13 protein-coding genes and 4 tRNA genes are annotated in these 16,517 nt (G+C 66.7%); 4 read left to right on the top strand and 13 right to left on the bottom strand.

What is annotated here, in order from left to right; genetic code table 11:
* From QMX83_RS13865 to QMX83_RS13845, 5 genes are all read right to left on the bottom strand, one after another.
* On the bottom strand, positions 1-196 hold a 196-nt coding region (locus tag QMX83_RS13865), incomplete at its 3' end, for a GTP-binding protein (RefSeq protein WP_254427889.1).
* A gap of 38 nt (positions 197-234) precedes the next feature.
* Positions 235-310: transfer RNA gene (locus QMX83_RS13860), tRNA-Thr, on the bottom strand.
* Positions 311-357: 47 nt separating this feature from the next.
* Positions 358-431, bottom strand: a tRNA-Gly gene (locus tag QMX83_RS13855).
* A 28-nt stretch (positions 432-459) separates the two neighbouring features.
* Positions 460-545 (bottom strand) — tRNA-Tyr (locus QMX83_RS13850).
* Between the two features lie 138 nt (positions 546-683).
* Complete coding sequence (locus tag QMX83_RS13845) at positions 684-1,694, bottom strand: isoaspartyl peptidase/L-asparaginase (protein ID WP_282297229.1); 1,011 nt, start codon at positions 1,692-1,694, stop codon at positions 684-686.
* Positions 1,695-1,861: 167 nt separating this feature from the next.
* On the opposite strand from QMX83_RS13845, the gene QMX83_RS13840 reads away from it, so the two are divergent.
* Complete coding sequence (locus QMX83_RS13840; RefSeq protein WP_282297228.1) at positions 1,862-4,600, top strand: TonB-dependent receptor; 2,739 nt, start codon at positions 1,862-1,864, stop codon at positions 4,598-4,600.
* Between the two features lie 791 nt (positions 4,601-5,391).
* Here the strand turns inward: QMX83_RS13840 and ychF are convergent.
* The 8 genes from ychF to QMX83_RS13800 form a co-directional block, all read right to left on the bottom strand.
* The gene (gene ychF / locus QMX83_RS13835) at positions 5,392-6,483 is read right to left on the bottom strand and encodes a redox-regulated ATPase YchF (protein WP_282297227.1); all 1,092 of its coding nucleotides are present in this window, start codon (positions 6,481-6,483) and stop codon (positions 5,392-5,394) included.
* A gap of 97 nt (positions 6,484-6,580) precedes the next feature.
* Positions 6,581-7,159 carry an aminoacyl-tRNA hydrolase gene (pth, locus tag QMX83_RS13830; protein WP_282297226.1) on the bottom strand — a complete coding sequence of 193 codons (579 nt, stop codon included), beginning with the start codon at positions 7,157-7,159 and terminating at the stop codon, positions 6,581-6,583.
* A gap of 47 nt (positions 7,160-7,206) precedes the next feature.
* On the bottom strand, positions 7,207-7,824 hold the full coding sequence (locus QMX83_RS13825) for a 50S ribosomal protein L25/general stress protein Ctc (RefSeq protein WP_282297225.1): 618 nt from the start codon (positions 7,822-7,824) through the stop codon (positions 7,207-7,209).
* A gap of 116 nt (positions 7,825-7,940) precedes the next feature.
* Positions 7,941-8,900, bottom strand: a complete 960-nt coding sequence (locus tag QMX83_RS13820) for a ribose-phosphate diphosphokinase (RefSeq protein ID WP_125358654.1) — start codon at positions 8,898-8,900, stop codon at positions 7,941-7,943.
* Between the two features lie 134 nt (positions 8,901-9,034).
* Positions 9,035-9,111, bottom strand: a tRNA-Gln gene (locus QMX83_RS13815).
* Positions 9,112-9,120: 9 nt separating this feature from the next.
* Positions 9,121-9,993 (bottom strand): 4-(cytidine 5'-diphospho)-2-C-methyl-D-erythritol kinase, encoded by an 873-nt coding sequence (gene ispE / locus QMX83_RS13810; protein WP_282297224.1) that lies wholly within the window; start codon positions 9,991-9,993, stop codon positions 9,121-9,123.
* On the bottom strand, positions 9,990-10,652 hold the full coding sequence (gene lolB, locus QMX83_RS13805; protein ID WP_282297223.1) for a lipoprotein insertase outer membrane protein LolB: 663 nt from the start codon (positions 10,650-10,652) through the stop codon (positions 9,990-9,992). The genes ispE and lolB overlap by 4 nt, the downstream gene beginning before the upstream one ends.
* Entirely contained in the window at positions 10,649-12,355 is a 1,707-nt protein-coding gene (locus tag QMX83_RS13800; protein WP_282297222.1) for a tetratricopeptide repeat protein, read from the bottom strand. Before QMX83_RS13800 ends, lolB begins: the two co-directional genes overlap by 4 nt.
* A 64-nt stretch (positions 12,356-12,419) precedes the next feature.
* Here QMX83_RS13800 and hemA point away from each other — a divergent pair, with 64 nt between their 5' ends.
* The 3 genes from hemA to QMX83_RS13785 are packed head-to-tail and all read left to right on the top strand — an operon-like array spanning position 12,420 to position 16,464.
* Complete coding sequence (gene hemA / locus QMX83_RS13795; RefSeq protein ID WP_282297221.1) at positions 12,420-13,703, top strand: glutamyl-tRNA reductase; 1,284 nt, start codon at positions 12,420-12,422, stop codon at positions 13,701-13,703.
* The gene (gene prfA, locus QMX83_RS13790) at positions 13,681-14,763 is read left to right on the top strand and encodes a peptide chain release factor 1 (RefSeq protein WP_282297220.1); all 1,083 of its coding nucleotides are present in this window, start codon (positions 13,681-13,683) and stop codon (positions 14,761-14,763) included. The genes hemA and prfA overlap by 23 nt, the downstream gene beginning before the upstream one ends.
* 3 nt (positions 14,764-14,766) lie before the next feature.
* Positions 14,767-16,464 (top strand): tetratricopeptide repeat protein, encoded by a 1,698-nt coding sequence (locus QMX83_RS13785; protein ID WP_282297219.1) that lies wholly within the window; start codon positions 14,767-14,769, stop codon positions 16,462-16,464.
* Positions 16,465-16,517 lie beyond the last annotated feature (53 nt).

Here is a 16,517-nt window from a genome sequence, read left to right as displayed (position 1 = left end):
CGGTCGAGATCGTGATGCCACGTGCCTTTTCTTCCGGCGCGGCGTCGATCGCGGAGTAATCCTTGAACTCGCCACCGAAGCGCTCGGCACCGATCTTGGTCAGTGCGGCGGTCAGCGTGGTCTTGCCGTGGTCGACGTGACCGATGGTGCCGACGTTGACGTGCGGCTTGGTGCGCTCGAACTTACCCTTGGCCATGGCTGCTTATCTCGAATCGTCTGAATGGTGCACTTAGATGGTGCTCACGAAAGGAATCGAACCTTCGACCTCCTCCTTACCAAGGAGGTGCTCTACCGACTGAGCTACGTGAGCGAGTTTTGTATTATGGCATGAATTTGAATATATTCAAACTCATTCAATGGAGCGGGAGACGGGGATCGAACCCGCACCATCAGCTTGGAAGGCTGAGGTTCTACCATTGAACTACTCCCGCATCGGAAGCTCTTGCCACAACATGAAACTGGTGGAGGGAGGTGGATTCGAACCACCGAAGGCGTAAGCCAGCAGATTTACAGTCTGCCCCCGTTGGCCGCTTGGGTATCCCTCCTTACCACCCTGTCCCGTCGTGCCGAAGCGTTTTCGGTGTGGGGTGGAAGAGCCGTGAATTTTGGGGGTGAATGCGGGTTCTGTCAACAACCTTTTTGAAATTTTTCACACGAAGTGAAAATTTCCTGCTGCGACGGGCTCATTCACCTGGCAGCGGCAGGTGCTCGTCATCGAAGATCGCCACATGCGGCACGCCATCGCGTCCAATCCAGCCCCGATACATGCCCTGGGTGTTGAATGGCGTGGCGGCAACACCGTCGGCCGACAGCACGATCGCCCCGCCGTCGCCACCCAGTGCGGGAATACGTTCATTGATGACCGCGCGACTGGCCTCGACCGGCGACTGCTTCAGGTACTGCATGCGTGCGCAGATGTCGTGCGCAGCCGCGGTGCGGATGTAGAACTCACCCCAGCCCGTGCCGGAAACAGCACACGTGGCATTGGCATAGGTGCCGGCACCGATGATCGGCGCGTCGCCCACGCGCCCATAGCGCTTGTTGGTCATGCCGCCGGTGGACGTACCTGCGGCCAGATGGCCTTGCGCATCCAGCGCCACCGCGCCCACCGTGCCGAAATGCCGGGCGGTTTCGAAATCGGCGTGCGCCTGGCCACTGGCCTCTTCCTTCAGTGCGCGCTGCAGCTGCTGCCAGCGTTTTTCGGTGCGGAAATAGGCCGGATCGACCAGCGTGATGTTCTGGCTGGCGGCAAACGCCTCAGCCCCCTGCCCCACCATCATCACGTGCGGCGAATGCTGCATCACGGCCTCGGCCAGCTGGATCGGATTGCGCACCCGCTGCACCCCGGCGACCGCACCGGCTTTCAGGGTCGCGCCGTCCATGAGCGCGGCATCCAGTTCGTTGCGCCCGTCATGGGTGAATACCGCCCCCTTGCCCGCATTGAAGGTCGGATCGTCCTCCAGCACGGTAATGGCCGCCGTGACCGCCTCGAGCGCCGGCTTGCCGTCATTCAGCGCCCGGTGGCCGGCCAGCAGCGCCTGGCGCAGTGCATCGCGCGCGCTCCGCTCCTCGGCCGGGCTCAGGTCCTTGCGCTGAACCCCGGCCCCGCCATGAAGGACCAGCACCGGATCGGCCGCACAGGCCAGGGAAGGGGCAAGAAGAAGCGCAAGCAGCAGGCGGGAACGAAGCAACATGAACAGGGCCCGGGATGAGAATGGGTACATCATGCCGCAGCCTGACCAAGCTGAAGCAGGGCCGCTGGCGGGCAAGGTAAAAAAGGCGTTAAATGCGCGCCGTCCATTCCAAATGTGAATGGGGGCCAGGCCTCCCTTGAGGCCGACTTTTCTTCTCGAGAATTCTCATGCGTAAACAGGCGATGGCGTGGTCGATCCAGCTGGCGTTGATGGGTGTGTCCGCAGTCGCGGCGGCCCAGTCCCCGACGGCCCCTGGTGTGCAGCAGTTGGACACGGTGCAGGTCACGGGCTCGCGCATTCCGCGCGCGCAGGTGGAGGGCCCGGCCCCGGTGACGGTGATCACCGCCGAGCAGATCCAGGCCAGCGGCTTCACCAGCGTGCCGGACGTGCTGCGCTCGATGACCCAGAATGGCGGTGAAACCCAGAGCCAGCAGTCGGCCAGCGGCGCGGACTTCTCGCCCGGGGCGCAGCAGGTGGATCTGCGCGGACTCGGCCCGAACCACACCCTGGTGCTGGTCAATGGCCGGCGCATCGCCGATTTCCCGATGCCATTCCAGGGCCGCAGCAACTTCACGGATGTGTCCAATATCCCGCTGGGCATGATCGAGCGGATTGAAGTGCTGACCGGCAGCGCGTCGGCGATCTACGGCTCGGACGCGATTGCCGGCGTGGTCAACTTCATCCTGAAGAAGCAGGTGGACGGCACCACGGTGGACATGCGCATGGGCACCACCACCGAAGGCGGCGGTGACTCGTTCGACATGAGCGTGGCCAGCGGCTTCGATGCCGGCCGTTTCAGCGCGGTGTACAGCCTGGAGCTGCAGTCGCAGACCCCGCTGTGGGCCTATGAACGCAGCCAGCAGGACTCGACCCTGGACGCACCCACGGAAAGCGCGCGTGCGGCGCGTCGTGCCTACCTGCGCACCGACTACAACGACGACTATCTCGACCCGGGCCAGGCCACCTGCGATGCCCTGGCAGGACAGAACGGCGGCAGCACGTACTACGCCGAGCGCGCGCGCTACGGCTTCTACTGCGGCAGCGACCGCTCGATCGGCTACGGCACGATCCTGAGCAAGCGCCGTGGGGCCAACGGCTATGCTTCGCTGCGCTACGCCTTCGACAACGGCGCGGAATGGTTCGCGGACGTGCAGCTGGGCTACCACGACATCGCCCTGATGCGCGACGTGACCCAGTGGGGGCGGATGGCCGCCGACGGCAACGAGGACGGCTATTTCTACAACCAGGCCACCGACCAGGTGGAATTCTGGCAGCGCCAGTTCTCGCCGGAGGAAATGGGCGGACTGCGCAACGGCATGATCCGCAGCACGCAGAAGACCTTCAGCGTGACCACCGGCTTCAAGGGCACGCTGACCGGTGCGTGGGACTACGAGGCTTCGCTGAGCCATTCGCAGTACCAGTCGAGCATCCGCTGGCCGCAGATCATCGCCGCCAAGGCCAATGACCTGTTCCTGGGACCGCAGCTGGGCGAGGACGATGACGGCTTCCCGATCTACAACGCCGACCCGGCGCGCCTGTACCAGCCGCTGACCCGCGCCGAGTACGACAGCATCGCCGCACGCACCACGTACACCCCGAAGTCGCGCACCGACACGGCGGCACTGACCCTGACCAACGGTGAGCTGTTCGCCCTGCCCGGCGGCAAGGCGGGCTTCGCGGCGACTGCGGAGTTCGGCAACCAGTCCTACGCGCTGAACCCGGACCCGCTGGCGACGGAGTACTACTACTACAGCTGGAAGGACTCAGACGGCCATGGCAGCCGCAACCGCTGGGCGACGGCGGCGGAGCTGCGCCTGCCGCTGCTGGAGACGTTGAACCTGAGCGTGGCGGGTCGTTACGACCAGTACCGCTACTCGGGCAACAGCATCGGCAAGGCGACCTGGAGCGGCGGCATCGAGTGGCGTCCGCTGGACACGCTGCTGGTGCGGGGTTCGTACGGCACGGCATTCCGCGCGCCGGACCTGCACTACGTGTACGCAGGCCCGGGCAATGACGAGACCAGTGCGAACGACTATTACGCCTGCGCGCTGGACGGGGCGGACGACTGCTCCGATTACGAGGAGAACCTGATCCGCTCGCGTGCGGGCAACCGCCAGCTGGATCCGGAAACGAGCACGTCGTGGAGCGCGGGGCTGGTGTGGTCACCGGCGATCGGGCTGGACCTGTCGGTGGACTGGTTCGACATCGACATGCGCGACCAGGTGCAGGACATGGACGTGAGCACGATCCTGCGTGACGAGGCGGCCTGCCGCCTGGGCTCGGCGGACGCGGCCTCGCCGACCTGCGTGGACGCGATCAGCCGGGTCACGCGCACGGACGATGGTCGTCTGTACGGCGTGCACGTGAGCCCGATCAACGTGGCGCGCGAGCGCACCCAGGGCATCGACGTGGGCCTGCGCTACCGTCTGACGACGGGGGTGGGTGATTTCATCCTGAGCGGCAACCACACCTGGGTGAAGACGCACGACTTCCAGCAGTACGCGGGCGATGCGGTGGAGGACCAGTTCGCGGTGAACAGCGGTTTCGACATTCCGCGCACGAAGACCAGCGCGAGCCTGACCTGGGAGCAGGCGGCGTGGTCGGCGACGCTGTACGGGTCGCGCCTGGGCCGGCTGCCGACCTACGACAGCTACGACCAGAGCTTCGACTGGGACAGCGGCGACAGCCCGTGGGTCAAGGCGACCTACCGCTACAACCTGTCGCTGCAGTACCGCTTCGACGACCACTCGCGCCTGTCGCTGTCGGTGGTCAACGTGTTCAACAAGATGCCGCCGAAGGATGCGACGTACACGTCGTACCCGTACTACGACGTCAGCTGGTTCGACACCGTAGGCCGCACGATCAACCTGCAGTACACGCACAAGTTCGGCGGCTCGGCCCTCTGACCGCTTGATTGCACGGGATCCGTAGAGCCACGCCCTGCGTGGCTGCTGCTGGATTCGTGCGAACAGCCGGTGTTCACGGCATCCCTGGCTTGGCGGCTCGGGATGGGCGTTCCGGGGGACGGCGTGAATCCATCCATGGAGCCTCGGTCGCCGCATCCATGCGGCTCACGCCCCCTCCAGCCCACCCCGACCCGCCATCGACAGAGGGTCGGTGGCCACCGAAGATCAAAATCACGCGGTCACCGCGCGAATGGGATTGCTCGGGATGTTGGGCCGGTAGCGTCGGTCGACAGACGACGGCCGTGGACGGCTCAACGCCCGTTAACGCATGACCCAAAATCGAAAACGGCTGTTGCTGCGCTCGCGACCGTTCTTCGACACGCATGGCGTGTCGCTACTTTTCCACATGGCATGTGGAATGCTCCGGGAGAATGATGTGGATAACCCATCCAAAGCCCGGCGCGACAGCACTTTCAAACGCCTGATCATTTTTTGACCACACTCAATCGGCGCACGTTTTCCACACCACACGTGGAAAGCGATGGGAGTTTGCTGTGGACAACTGCATGTAAGCCACACCCAGCAACGCTTTCAACACGTGGCGAATTTTTGTCCAGGCATGACAAGCGTTTTCCACACCCAACGTGGAAAGCCGTGGGAGTTTGCTGTGGACAACTGCGCTGAACCTTGCGCGACAGCGCTTTCAACACGCGGTCATTTTTTCACCACCCCCGAAACGCACAACGCCCCGCACGAAGGCGGGGCGTTGTGGACATCGATTGCGGATGCGATCAGACGTTGAAGCGGAAGTGCAGGATGTCGCCTTCCTGGACGCGGTATTCCTTGCCTTCCAGACGCAGGCGACCGGCTTCCTTGGCACCGGACTCACCCTTGTACTTGATGAAGTCGTCATACGCGATGGTTTCGGCGCGGATGAAGCCCTTCTCGAAGTCGGTGTGGATCACCGCGGCGGCCTGCGGGGCGGTGGCACCCTTACGCACAGTCCAGGCGCGGACTTCCTTCACCCCGGCGGTGAAGTAGGTCTGCAGGCCGAGCAGGCTGTATGCGGCGTTGATGACGCGGTTCAAGCCCGGCTCGGTCAGGCCGAGGTCGGTCAGGAAGGTGTCGCGGTCTTCGTCGTCAAGCTGCGAGAGCTCTTCTTCAATGGCCGCCGACACCGGCACCACCATGGCACCTTCGGCGGCGGCGTGGGCGCGCACAGCTTCGAGATGCGGGTTGTTGTCGAAGCCGTCTTCCAGCACGTTGGCGATGTACATCACCGGCTTGATGGTGAGCAGGAACAGGTCGCGGATCAGCGCCTTTTCCTCATCGTCCAGACCGACCGAACGGGCGGCCTTGCCGTCGGCCAGGGCGGCCTGCAGCTTGGCCAGCACCGGCTTGCGTGCGGTGGCGTCCTTGTCGCCGCCCTTGGCCGCGCGCTCGGCGCGGTTCAGCGCCTTCTCGACGCTGTCCAGGTCGGCCAGGGCCAGTTCGATGTCGATGGTTTCGATGTCGGCGATCGGGTCGACCTTGCCGGCCACGTGCACGATGTCGCCGTGCTCGAAGCAACGCACCACGTGGGTGATGGCGTCGACTTCACGGATGTGGGCGAGGAACTTGTTGCCCAGGCCTTCGCCGCTGGCCGCACCGGCCACCAGGCCGGCGATGTCGACGAACTCGACCGCGGTCGGGATGACCTTCTGCGGGTTGATGATCGCCGCCAGCTCGCCCAGGCGCGGATCCGGCACCGGCACGATGCCGACGTTCGGCTCGATGGTGCAGAACGGGAAGTTGGCCGCAGCGATGCCCGCCTTGGTCAGCGCGTTGAACAGGGTCGACTTGCCCACATTGGGCAGGCCGACGATGCCGCATTTGATACCCATCTTTGACAACCTCTGGGGTGAAATGGATTGGGAAAACAGCGCGCGCGGTGCTTTCCCAAGCCGTTTCAACGTGTAGTGCCGGGCCGTGCCCGGCAGATCATTTCGGGGTGTGCAGGCGCTTCATCGCCTCGTTGTAGTCGCCCTGCACCGCCAACGGCAACACGTCGATGGCATCGTCGATGGCGCGGGCCATGAGTACGTCGTCGTCCTTGGAGGGACGCCCCAGCACCCAGCCCACCACGCGGTCCTTGTGACCGGGATGGCCGATGCCCAGGCGCAGCCGGTGGAACTTCCCATGCCCGAGCAGCCGCATGGTATCGCGCAGGCCGTTCTGGCCGCCGTGGCCACCGTCGAATTTCAACCGCGCCACACCCGGGGCCAGGTCCAGTTCGTCATGGGCCAACAGGGTGTCCTCGGGCTCGATCTTCCAGAACCGCTGTGCGGCGGTGACCGATTTGCCACTGAGGTTCATGAAGGTGGCGGGCTTGAGCAGCCACACCGGCTGGCCGGCGATCTCGACCTTGGCGGTCTCACCGAACAGCTTGCTGTCCACGCTCCAGCGCGCTCCGGCCTTTTCGGCCAGGGCCTCAACGAAATGAAACCCGGCATTGTGCCGGGTCCGGGCGTGTTCCGATCCGGGGTTGCCCAAACCGACGATCAGTCGCAATCCTGCCATCGTCCCTTCCAGCACGGTGCCCGCCCGAAGGCGGGCACCGCTTGGTATTACTCGGCAGCCGGAGCTTCTTCGTCGGCCGCGTCGACCTTGCCGGTCTTGGCGGTGACGATGGCGTCGTCGTGGTCCTTGCCCAGCGCCAGGGCCGGGATTTCCACGCCCTTCGGCAGCTTGATGTTGGACAGGTACACCACGTCACCGGCGTTCAGGCCAGCCAGGTCGACGTCGATCGACTCCGGCAGGTCCTTCGGCAGGCAGGACACGGTCACTTCCTTCAGTTCGTGGGTGACCACGACGTCGGCAGCCTTGCCAGCCGGCGAGGTGTCTTCGTTGATGAAGTGCAGCGGCACGGAAGCGGTCAGCTTCTCGTTTTCGTTCACGCGCAGGAAGTCCAGGTGCATGATCAGCTGCTTGAACGGGTGGCGCTGCATGTCACGCAGCAGCACCTTCTGGATCTGGCCGTCCAGGTTCAGGTCCAGGATGGACGAGTAGAACCACTCGTTCTGCTGGGCCAGCCAGATGGCGTTGTGGTCCAGGCTGATGGCGACCGGCTTGGCGTCACCGCCGTACACGATGGCGGGGATCACACCAGCGTTACGCAGGCGGCGGCTCGCACCCTTACGCTGCTCTTCACGCTTGGTGACCTTGATTTCATGGGTCTTCGACATTTTCTTGCTACCAGTTGTTGCCTTGCCGGAATGGCTTGGCGGTTGAAAGGCACTTCCGCGACCAGAAGTACCCAGGGCCCCGCACGCCGTTGCCGACGGGCGGGAAAAACTTCACATCAATCCACGTACAGCGAGCTGACCGACTCACCGAAGGCGATGCGGCGCATCGTTTCGGCCAGCATTTCCGCCACGCTGAGCTGGCGGATCTTGCTGCACACGCGGGCTTCGTCGCGCAGCGGGATGGTGTCGGTCACCACCAGCTCATCGAGCTGGGAGTTGTTCAGGTTGTCCACGGCCGGGCCCGAGAGCACGGCGTGGGTGCAGTAAGCCGCCACCTTGAGCGCGCCGCGCGCCTTCAGCGCTGCAGCGGCCGCACACAGGGTGCCGGCGGTATCGACGATGTCATCGACCATCACGCAGGTCTTGCCTTCGACGTCACCGATGATGTTCATCACGGTGGAGACGTTGGCGCGCGGACGGCGCTTGTCGATGATCGCCAGATCGGCATCGTCCAGACGCTTGGCGACAGCGCGCGCACGCACCACACCACCCACGTCCGGGGACACCACGATCAGGTTTTCGGTGCCGTAGGCGCGCCAGATGTCGGCGAGCAGCAGCGGCGACGCATACACGTTGTCGACCGGCATGTCGAAGAACCCCTGGATCTGGTCCGCATGCAGGTCCACGGTGAGCACCCGGTCGGCCCCCACCGCGCTGAACATCTTGGCGGCCACCTTGGCGGTGATCGGCACGCGCGAGGAGCGCATGCGGCGATCCTGGCGCGAGTAGCCGAAGTACGGCACCACCGCGGTGACGCTGTTGACCGAGGCGCGCTTGAGCGCGTCGATCAGCACCAGCAGTTCCATCAGGTTCTCAGCGCTGGGTGCACAGGTCGGCTGGATCACGAACACGTCCTGCTTGCGGACGTTTTCCTCGATTTCGACCTGCACTTCACCGTCGGAGAAGCGCGACACCAACGCCTTGCCCGGCCGAACCCCCAGTTCCTTGCAGATGCTCTGCGCAAGGCGCTTGTTGGCGTTGCCGGAAAAAACCAGCAGGTTGGGGTGTTCTTGCATCATGTCGGTCTCGGGCGGGAGCTAGGGCGGAGAACTCGGCCGCGGGCACCCGTGAGTGTCTGCGGTGACAACACCGCGAAGCTCCAACCGGGCCCGCGCAGCATGCGCAGTAACCCGCAGCGGAACTCCGCGAGTGGCAGGGGCGGGAGGATTCGAACCTCCGAATGCCAGGATCAAAACCTGGTGCCTTGGGCCTCTTGGCGACGCCCCTGCATCAAAATCAATAACGCTCGAGTACATCAAGCAGTGGCGAGCGCTCCACGCCCGCAGCCACCCATGCCCGCAGTTCCTTCGGCAACTGCGCCAGGCCCTGCTCTGCAGCAGCGCGCGTGGCGAACTCGACGAAGCAACCGCTTCCCGACCCGGTGAGTCGTGCCCGGCCAATCCTGCTCAACGTCGCAAGCACTGCCTCCACGGCAGGTTCGCGACGGCGCAGTACCGGCTCGAACGCATTCCCGAGCAAAGACCCGGAAGCGAAGTCCGCTATTTTCGCCACTGGGGCGTCCCGCGTCAAATCCGGACTGCTGAAAAGTGCAGCGGTCGGCACGTGCACGCCAGGGTCGGCAATGACGTACCAGGCCGGATTCAGCTTCAGCGGGGTCAGCTGCTCCCCTACCCCCTCGGCCCAGGCATTGCGGCCGCGCACGAACACCGGCACGTCCGCCCCCAGCTGCAGGCCCAGCGCAGCCAGCGCCTCTTCGTCCAGCCCGGCACCCCACAGCTGGTTGAGGGCGCGCAGCACGGTGGCGGCGTCGGACGAGCCACCGCCGAAACCACCGCCAGCAGGAATGCGCTTTTCGACGACGATGTCGACACCTTGGCCGATGTTGGCACTTGATTTCAGCAGGAGTGCCGCACGCACGGCAAGGTCGTCGGCTTCTGCAACGCCCGCGACCGAACGGCCCTGACGACGCACCTGCCCGTCTTCACGCACCCGCAGGCCGATCCGGTCGCCCCAGTCGAGCAGGCGGAACACACTCTGCAGCAGGTGGTAGCCGTCGGCACGACGGCCGGTGATGTGCAGAAACAGGTTCAGCTTGGCCGGGGCCGGCCACCAGGACCAGCCAGCCTCGTTCAGCGTGTCCGGGTTCATGGCTGGGCCAGCGTCCAGCTGTCGACCAGCACGCGCACCTTGGCATCACCACTGACGGCCTCGATCCGACGCGGCAGCCCGGGTTGATCGCCCTGCGGCGGATACCAGTCCAGGTACTGGATGTCCCAGCCCATCTGGCGGACCCGACGCGGACGGCCTTCCCCATCGCGTTCAACCTGCTCCGCAGCAGCGGCATCGTCGGCGACCAGGCCACGCACCCAGTCCGGCAACTGGTTGACGGGAATGTCCCAGCCGGTGGCCTCCAGCAGCAGTTGCTGGGCGTCTTCACCCTCGCGCGGACCGCCGTCCAATCCCTCGAGGCGACCGCCCTCGTGGTGGCTGTCGCCGGTGAGGGTCCAGCTCTGCCGGGTCACCGGTGCGCTGAGTTCGATCACGTACTGCCGGTCCCGCTGCTGCCAGTCGATACGGCCATTGCCACCGTTGCGGCCCTTGTTGACGGCCACCCGGCCCTGGAAGGACCACGCCGGCTGCGCGCGCAGCGCGGCGACCCGCTCGTTTTCCGCCTGCTGCGCCGCCGGCGAGACGGTGTCGACCACCGCCGGTGCGGCCGGGGCCTTGCGCGTTTCCATCGAAACACAGGCCGACAGCGCGAGCGACAGCGCCGCAACGGCACCGACCTTGAAGTAATGCAGAGTCATACGCCAAATGTCTCGATCACGCGCTGCAGTGCGCGGTTGTCAGGGTCCAGCTTGCGGGCTTCGTCGAAGAAATGCCGGGCTTCGTCCTTGCGCCCCAGCACCCACAGCACTTCACCCACGTGGGCGGCAATCTCGGCGTCCTTGGCCAGGGTCCAGGCACGGCGCAGCTGCACCAGCGCTTCTTCCTTGCGACCCAGCCGGTACAGTACCCAGCCGTAGCTGTCGATGATGGCGGCATTGTCCGGTTCGGCCACGCGTGCACGGTCGATCAGCTCCAGCGCTTCCTGGTAGCGGGTGGTGCGATCGGCCAGGGTGTAGCCCAGCGCGTTGAGCGCGGCCACATTCTCTGGCTCGGTCACCAGAATCTTGCGCAGGTCCGCTTCGGCACGCGGCACGTCGTCGCGGCGTTCCCAGGCCAGCGCGCGGGCGTACAGCAGGCCGTTTTCGTCCGGGTAGGCGGCCAGGCCGCGGGCCAGGGCGTCCAGTTCGCCGGGCAGGTCGTTGTCGCGCTGGCGCAGTTCCGCCTCCAGCAGATACGCATCGCGGCGGGCTTCGTCATCAATGGTGGCATCGGACTGAATCGCCCGGACCTCGCTGAAGGCCAGCGCGGTGCGCCCCACCAGATACTGCGCATTGGCGGCGCGCAGGCGGGCCTCGGTCAGCTCTTCACCGCCGGGCACGCTGTGGTACCAGTCCACCGCCTCGGCCGGCCGCTTCAGATACTCGGCGATCTTGCCCAGCAGCAGGCGCTGCGCGGGATCGGGCTTGTTGGCCTGGCGCGACAGCTCGGCGTACAGCGTCGAGAGCGCGGCGTCGTCCTTTTCCTTGGCCAGCAGAGAGGCGCGCATGCCCCAGGTCTGCACGTCCTGCGGCCCCACCGCCAGCAGGCGCTCGGCGGCACGCGCGTCGCCCATGGCGTCATAGGCAATGGCCACGGCGTTGCGCAGCTCGGGATCCTGCCGCGCCTTGGGCTCCACCGCCTTCAGTGCCGCCAGTGCCTCGTCACGGCGACCGGCCTGGAACATCTGGCTGGCATTGAGCAGGGCCACGCGCGGCTCGCCCGGGAATCGGCGGACCACTTCATCGATCATGCGCCGGGCCAGCACGGGCTGGTCCATGCGCATGGCCAGCCGCCCGAATTCCTGCCAGGCGTCGAGCTGATCGGGAATCGCATTGGCGTCGACGAGCTCCCCCAGCACCTTGGCCGAAACCGCCGGGTCACGTCCGCCGCCCACCAGTGCGGCCAGCGCGAAGCGCCAACCGCGGGGGTCCGGGTCGGCCAGCAGCGCGGTCAGCTCGGTACGCGCCGCCTTGAGCTCACCGGTGCGCAGGTCCAGTGCGGCCGCACTGCTGCGCAGCGCCAGGCCGCGCGGCGCGCGCGCCTCCCACAGCTTCAGGGCCTTGGCGGCACGGACGTCGTCGTTGGCCAGCATGGCGATGCGGGTCGCCCGCTCGGCCAGGCCCGCGTCGTCGCGCCCGGCCTCGGCCGCCTCCAGGTACCAGCGCGCGGCCTCCGGCAGCTTGCCGGCCTGCAGGGCGAACTCGCCGGCCATCACCGGGGTCAGGGGGGCGGGTTCGGCCAGCGGGGCAGCGCCCGGTTCCTGGTTCAGCCGGGCAGCGCCCGGCGCTACGTCCGCCGCGAAGGCTCCGCTGGCGGCCAGGGACAGCAGCAGAACACTGGAGATGCGAATCAATGCGGGCATCGGGGGCTTATGGCCTTAAAATGGCGACTTGAATGGCCAGCAGCTTATCGCAAGCAACTGAACAATGACCCTGTGGGTGCTCGGACTGAATCACCAGACCGCGCCAGTGGAGCTGCGCGAACGCGCCTCTTTTGGCGGCGATGCGCTGCCCCGGGCGCTGGCGTCGCTGCGCGACACCCCGCAGGTGGCCGAAGCCGTGCTGCTGTCCACCTGCAACCGCACCGAGCTGTACGCGGTCGCCGAATCCGGTGACGCGCTGGCGCAGTGGCTGGAAAGCCATGCCGGCCAGTTGCAGGGCTATCTGTACCAGCATGCCGACGCCGACGCGGTGCGCCACCTGTTCCGGGTCGCCACCGGACTGGACTCCATGGTGCTGGGCGAACCGCAGATCCTGGGCCAGGTGAAGGATGCCTGGGCGGTCGCGCGCGACAACGGCCTGCTTGGCCAGCGCCTGGACCGGCTGTTCCAGCAGACCTTCTCGGTAGCCAAACGTGCCCGCACCGATACCCGGGTCGGGGCCAACCCGATCTCGGTCGCCTCCACGGCCGTGCGCCTGGCGCAGAACTCGTTCGCGCGGCTGGAGGATTCCACCGTGCTGCTGGTCGGTGCCGGCGAAACCATCGAGCTGGCGGCCCGTCACCTCAGCGAAGGCCGCGTGCGTCGCCTGCTGATCGCCAACCGCACCCTGGCCCACGCGCAGGAACTGGCCAGCCGCCATGGCGGCGTGGCGCTGCCGCTGACCGAACTGGAGCGCCACCTCGGCGAGGCCGACGTGGTGTTCTCGGCCACGGCCGCGCGCGAACCGGTGATCACCCGCGCGCAGGTCGCCGCAGCGCTGAAGACCCGCAAGCACAAGCCGATGCTGCTGTTCGACCTGGCCGTGCCGCGCGATATCGAAGCGGCCGTGGGTGACCTGCAGGACGCCTTCCTGTACACCGTCGACGACCTGGAGCGTGCGGTGGAGGACAACCGCCGCAGCCGCCGCGAGGCCGCCGCCGAAGCGGAAGCGATCATTGAACTGCAGGTCGCGCGTTTCGTCGAAACGCTGCAGGCCAGCGCCCACCAGGCTCCATTGCGGCAGCTGCGCGCCTACGGCGAAGCGACCCGCACCGAGATGCTGGACAAGGCGCGGCAGCAGCTGGCCAATGGCAAATCCGCTGAAGAAGTACTGGAGCTGCTGGCGCACGGGCTGACCAACCGCCTGCTGCACCCGCCCACCGCGGCCCTGCGCGCCGCCGCGCTGAGCGGCGATACTGAACTGACCCGCGCCGCCGAGCGCCTGTTCCCGGCCAAGCCGGGGTATCAACACCCTGTTGTGAGGAACGATGACGCCGACCCTGCGCCGTAAGCTGGAAGCCCTGGCCGAGCGCCGCGAGGAACTTGAACGCCTGTTGGCCGACCCTGCGGTGGTCAACGACAACGAGCGTTTCCGCAACTTCTCGCGCGAATTCGCGCAGCTGGAACCGGTGGCGACCGCGCTGGCAGAGGAGGCGCGTGCCAAGGCCGACCTGGCCGCCGCCGAGGCGATGCGGGCCGACCCGGACCTGCGCGAACTGGCCGACGAGGAAATCGCCGCCGCGCAGCAGCGCCTGCAGGATCTCGACGGTGCGCTGGCCCTGCTGCTGGTGCCGCGCGACCCGCGCGATGACGGCAACCTGTTCCTGGAAGTGCGCGCCGGCACCGGCGGCGACGAAGCCGCCATCTTCGCCGGCGACCTGTTCCGGATGTACGCGCGCTTTGCCGAGCGCCAGGGCTGGAAGGTCGAAGTCGAATCGGACAACCCCGGCGAACACGGCGGCTACAAGGAAATCGTCGCGCGCGTGGTCGGTCGCGGCGCGTTCTCCAAACTGAAGTTCGAATCGGGCACGCATCGCGTGCAGCGCGTGCCGGCCACGGAATCGCAGGGCCGCATCCATACCTCGGCGGCCACGGTGGCGATCATCCCGGAAGTCGACGACGTCGACGAGGTGGTGATCAATCCGGCCGATCTGAAGGTGGACACCTTCCGCTCCTCCGGTGCGGGCGGCCAGCACGTCAACAAGACCGAATCGGCCATCCGCATCACCCACGTCCCGACCGGCGTGGTGGTGGAATGCCAGACCGAACGCAGCCAGCATGCCAACCGCGACAAGGCGATGAAGCGTCTGAAGGCGCAGCTGCTGGACACCGAACGCAGCAAGCAGGCCGCCGCGCAGGCCGAGAGCCGTCGCCTGCAGGTCGGCAGCGGCGACCGCAGCCAGCGCATCCGCACCTACAGCTTCCCGCAGGGACGGATCACCGACCACCGCGTCGAAGGCCTGACCCTGTACGACCTGCCCAACATCATGACCGGCGACCTGGACGCACTGGTCAACCGCCTCAGCCACGAGCACCAGGCCGACGAACTGGCCCGGCTGTCCGAAGGCTGACCGGTGTCGGCCTGGCAGCAGCGTCAACAGTTGCAGCAGGCGCTTTCGCGCCAGCCCGGCGACTTCGTGGCCTGGGTGATGCTGGCCGACCTGGAGCTGGAAGCCGGCGACATCGCCGCCGGCGAGCAGGCCGCCCGGCGCGCCCTGCAACTGCGCCCCAACCATCCTGAAGCGCTGGCACGGCTGGGCCGGGTGGCCTGGATGGCCGGGGCGCATGCCGATGCGGCCAAGCTGCTCGGCACGGCCTCGGCACTGGCACCGGAGCACCCAGGCATCGCGCTGTGGCTGGGCCATGCACTGGAGGATGCCGACGACGCCGAAGGGGCTGCGGCCGCCTACCGGCGCGCGCACACGTTGCTGCCCGGTGAACCCTACATCGCTGCGCAGCGTTTGGCCTGGCAGCGCAAGCTGTGCGACTGGCAGGACCTGGACCGCTTGGCCGCGCAGGTGCGTGACGCGGTCGCGGCCGGTAACGGCGTGGTGGAGCCGTTTGCATTCTTGAGCGAAGACGCCAGCGCCGCTGAGCAGCTGCGCTGCGCGCGCACTCGCGCTGCCGCCATTGCCGGCGGGCTGCGTCCGCTGCCGCCGGCACAGGTGCGCGAACGCGGCCCGCTGCGGATCGGTGCACTGTCCAACGGCTTTGGTGCGCATCCGACCGGCCTGTTGACCGTGGCGCTGTTCGAACAGCTGCAGAACGACCCTCATCTTCAGCTGCACCTGTTCGCACTCAACCGCGACGACGGCAGCCGCATCCGCCAGCGCCTGCAGCAGGCCACCACGCTGCACGATGTTGCCGGCCTGCGTCATGCCGACACCGCCGCGCGCATCCGCGCCCAGGGCATCGATGTGCTGCTGGACCTGCGTGGCTGGGGCGGCGGCGGCACACCGGAAGTCCTGGCGCTACGCCCGGCCCCGCTGCAGATCAACTGGCTGGCCTACCCAGGTACCTCGGGCGCGCCTTGGCTGGACGCGGTGATCGGCGATACCTACGCCCTGCCGCCCAATCTGGAACCACACTACAGCGAACGTGTGCTGCGCCTGCCACGCGCGTTCCAGCCCTCCGACAACACCCGCGTGCTGGAACCGGCTCCGGATCGCGCGGCCTGCGGTCTGCCCGAACAGGGCGTGGTGTTCTGCTGCTTCAACAACAGCTACAAGCTCAACCCGCGCAGCATGCAGCGCGCGTTCGCGGTACTGCAGGCGGTACCCGGGAGCGTGCTGTGGCTGCTGTCCGGCCCGGGCCAGGCGGATGCACGACTGCGCGCGGCGGCCGCAGCGGCAGGGCTGGAGCCGGCACGGCTGGTGTTCATGGCCAAGCTGCCCCACCCCCAGTACCTGGCGCGTTACGCGCTGGCCGACCTGTTCCTGGACACGAATCCCTACAACGCCCACACCACCGCCTCCGATGCCCTGTGGGCCGGGTGCCCGGTGCTGACCTGCCCCGGCGAGACGTTTGCGTCACGGGTCGCTGGCAGCCTGAACCATCATCTGGGCCTGGAGCGGATGAATGTCGCTGATGATGCGGCGTTCATTGCCATGGCCAGTGCACTGGGGAATGATCCCGCGGCACGGGTGGCGCTGCGCGCGGAACTGGCGTTGGCGCGTGAGCGGAGCGGTGTGTTTGACATGGCGGGTTTTGCCAGCGATTTGTCAGCGCTTCTGCAATCGTTCGCCCGTGAGCATGGCCGGCAAGGCATCTAGCCGGTAGCGCCGGCCGTTGGCCGGCCCACGGACCGCCTGGGCCGGCCAACGGC

The organism is Stenotrophomonas sp. PS02289 (assembly GCF_029960115.1).
Lineage (GTDB): Bacteria > Pseudomonadota > Gammaproteobacteria > Xanthomonadales > Xanthomonadaceae > Stenotrophomonas.
Note: the sequence above shows the minus strand (reverse complement) of the source record. Positions and strands in the feature narration are given on the sequence as shown.

Excerpts from the sequence above, each read along its gene's own strand:
- hemA (WP_282297221.1), top strand. The coding sequence starts at position 12,420 with ATGACCCTGTGGGTGCTCGGACTGAATCACCAGACCGCGCCAGTGGAG.
- lolB (WP_282297223.1), bottom strand. The coding sequence starts at position 10,652 with ATGACTCTGCATTACTTCAAGGTCGGTGCCGTTGCGGCGCTGTCGCTC.
- QMX83_RS13825 (WP_282297225.1), bottom strand. The coding sequence starts at position 7,824 with ATGTCGAAGACCCATGAAATCAAGGTCACCAAGCGTGAAGAGCAGCGT.
- pth (WP_282297226.1), bottom strand. The coding sequence starts at position 7,159 with ATGGCAGGATTGCGACTGATCGTCGGTTTGGGCAACCCCGGATCGGAA.
- prfA (WP_282297220.1), top strand. The coding sequence starts at position 13,681 with ATGACGCCGACCCTGCGCCGTAAGCTGGAAGCCCTGGCCGAGCGCCGC.
- QMX83_RS13820 (WP_125358654.1), bottom strand. The coding sequence starts at position 8,900 with ATGCAAGAACACCCCAACCTGCTGGTTTTTTCCGGCAACGCCAACAAG.
- QMX83_RS13800 (WP_282297222.1), bottom strand. The coding sequence starts at position 12,355 with ATGCCCGCATTGATTCGCATCTCCAGTGTTCTGCTGCTGTCCCTGGCC.
- QMX83_RS13845 (WP_282297229.1), bottom strand. The coding sequence starts at position 1,694 with ATGTTGCTTCGTTCCCGCCTGCTGCTTGCGCTTCTTCTTGCCCCTTCC.
- QMX83_RS13840 (WP_282297228.1), top strand. The coding sequence starts at position 1,862 with ATGCGTAAACAGGCGATGGCGTGGTCGATCCAGCTGGCGTTGATGGGT.
- ispE (WP_282297224.1), bottom strand. The coding sequence starts at position 9,993 with ATGAACCCGGACACGCTGAACGAGGCTGGCTGGTCCTGGTGGCCGGCC.
- ychF (WP_282297227.1), bottom strand. The coding sequence starts at position 6,483 with ATGGGTATCAAATGCGGCATCGTCGGCCTGCCCAATGTGGGCAAGTCG.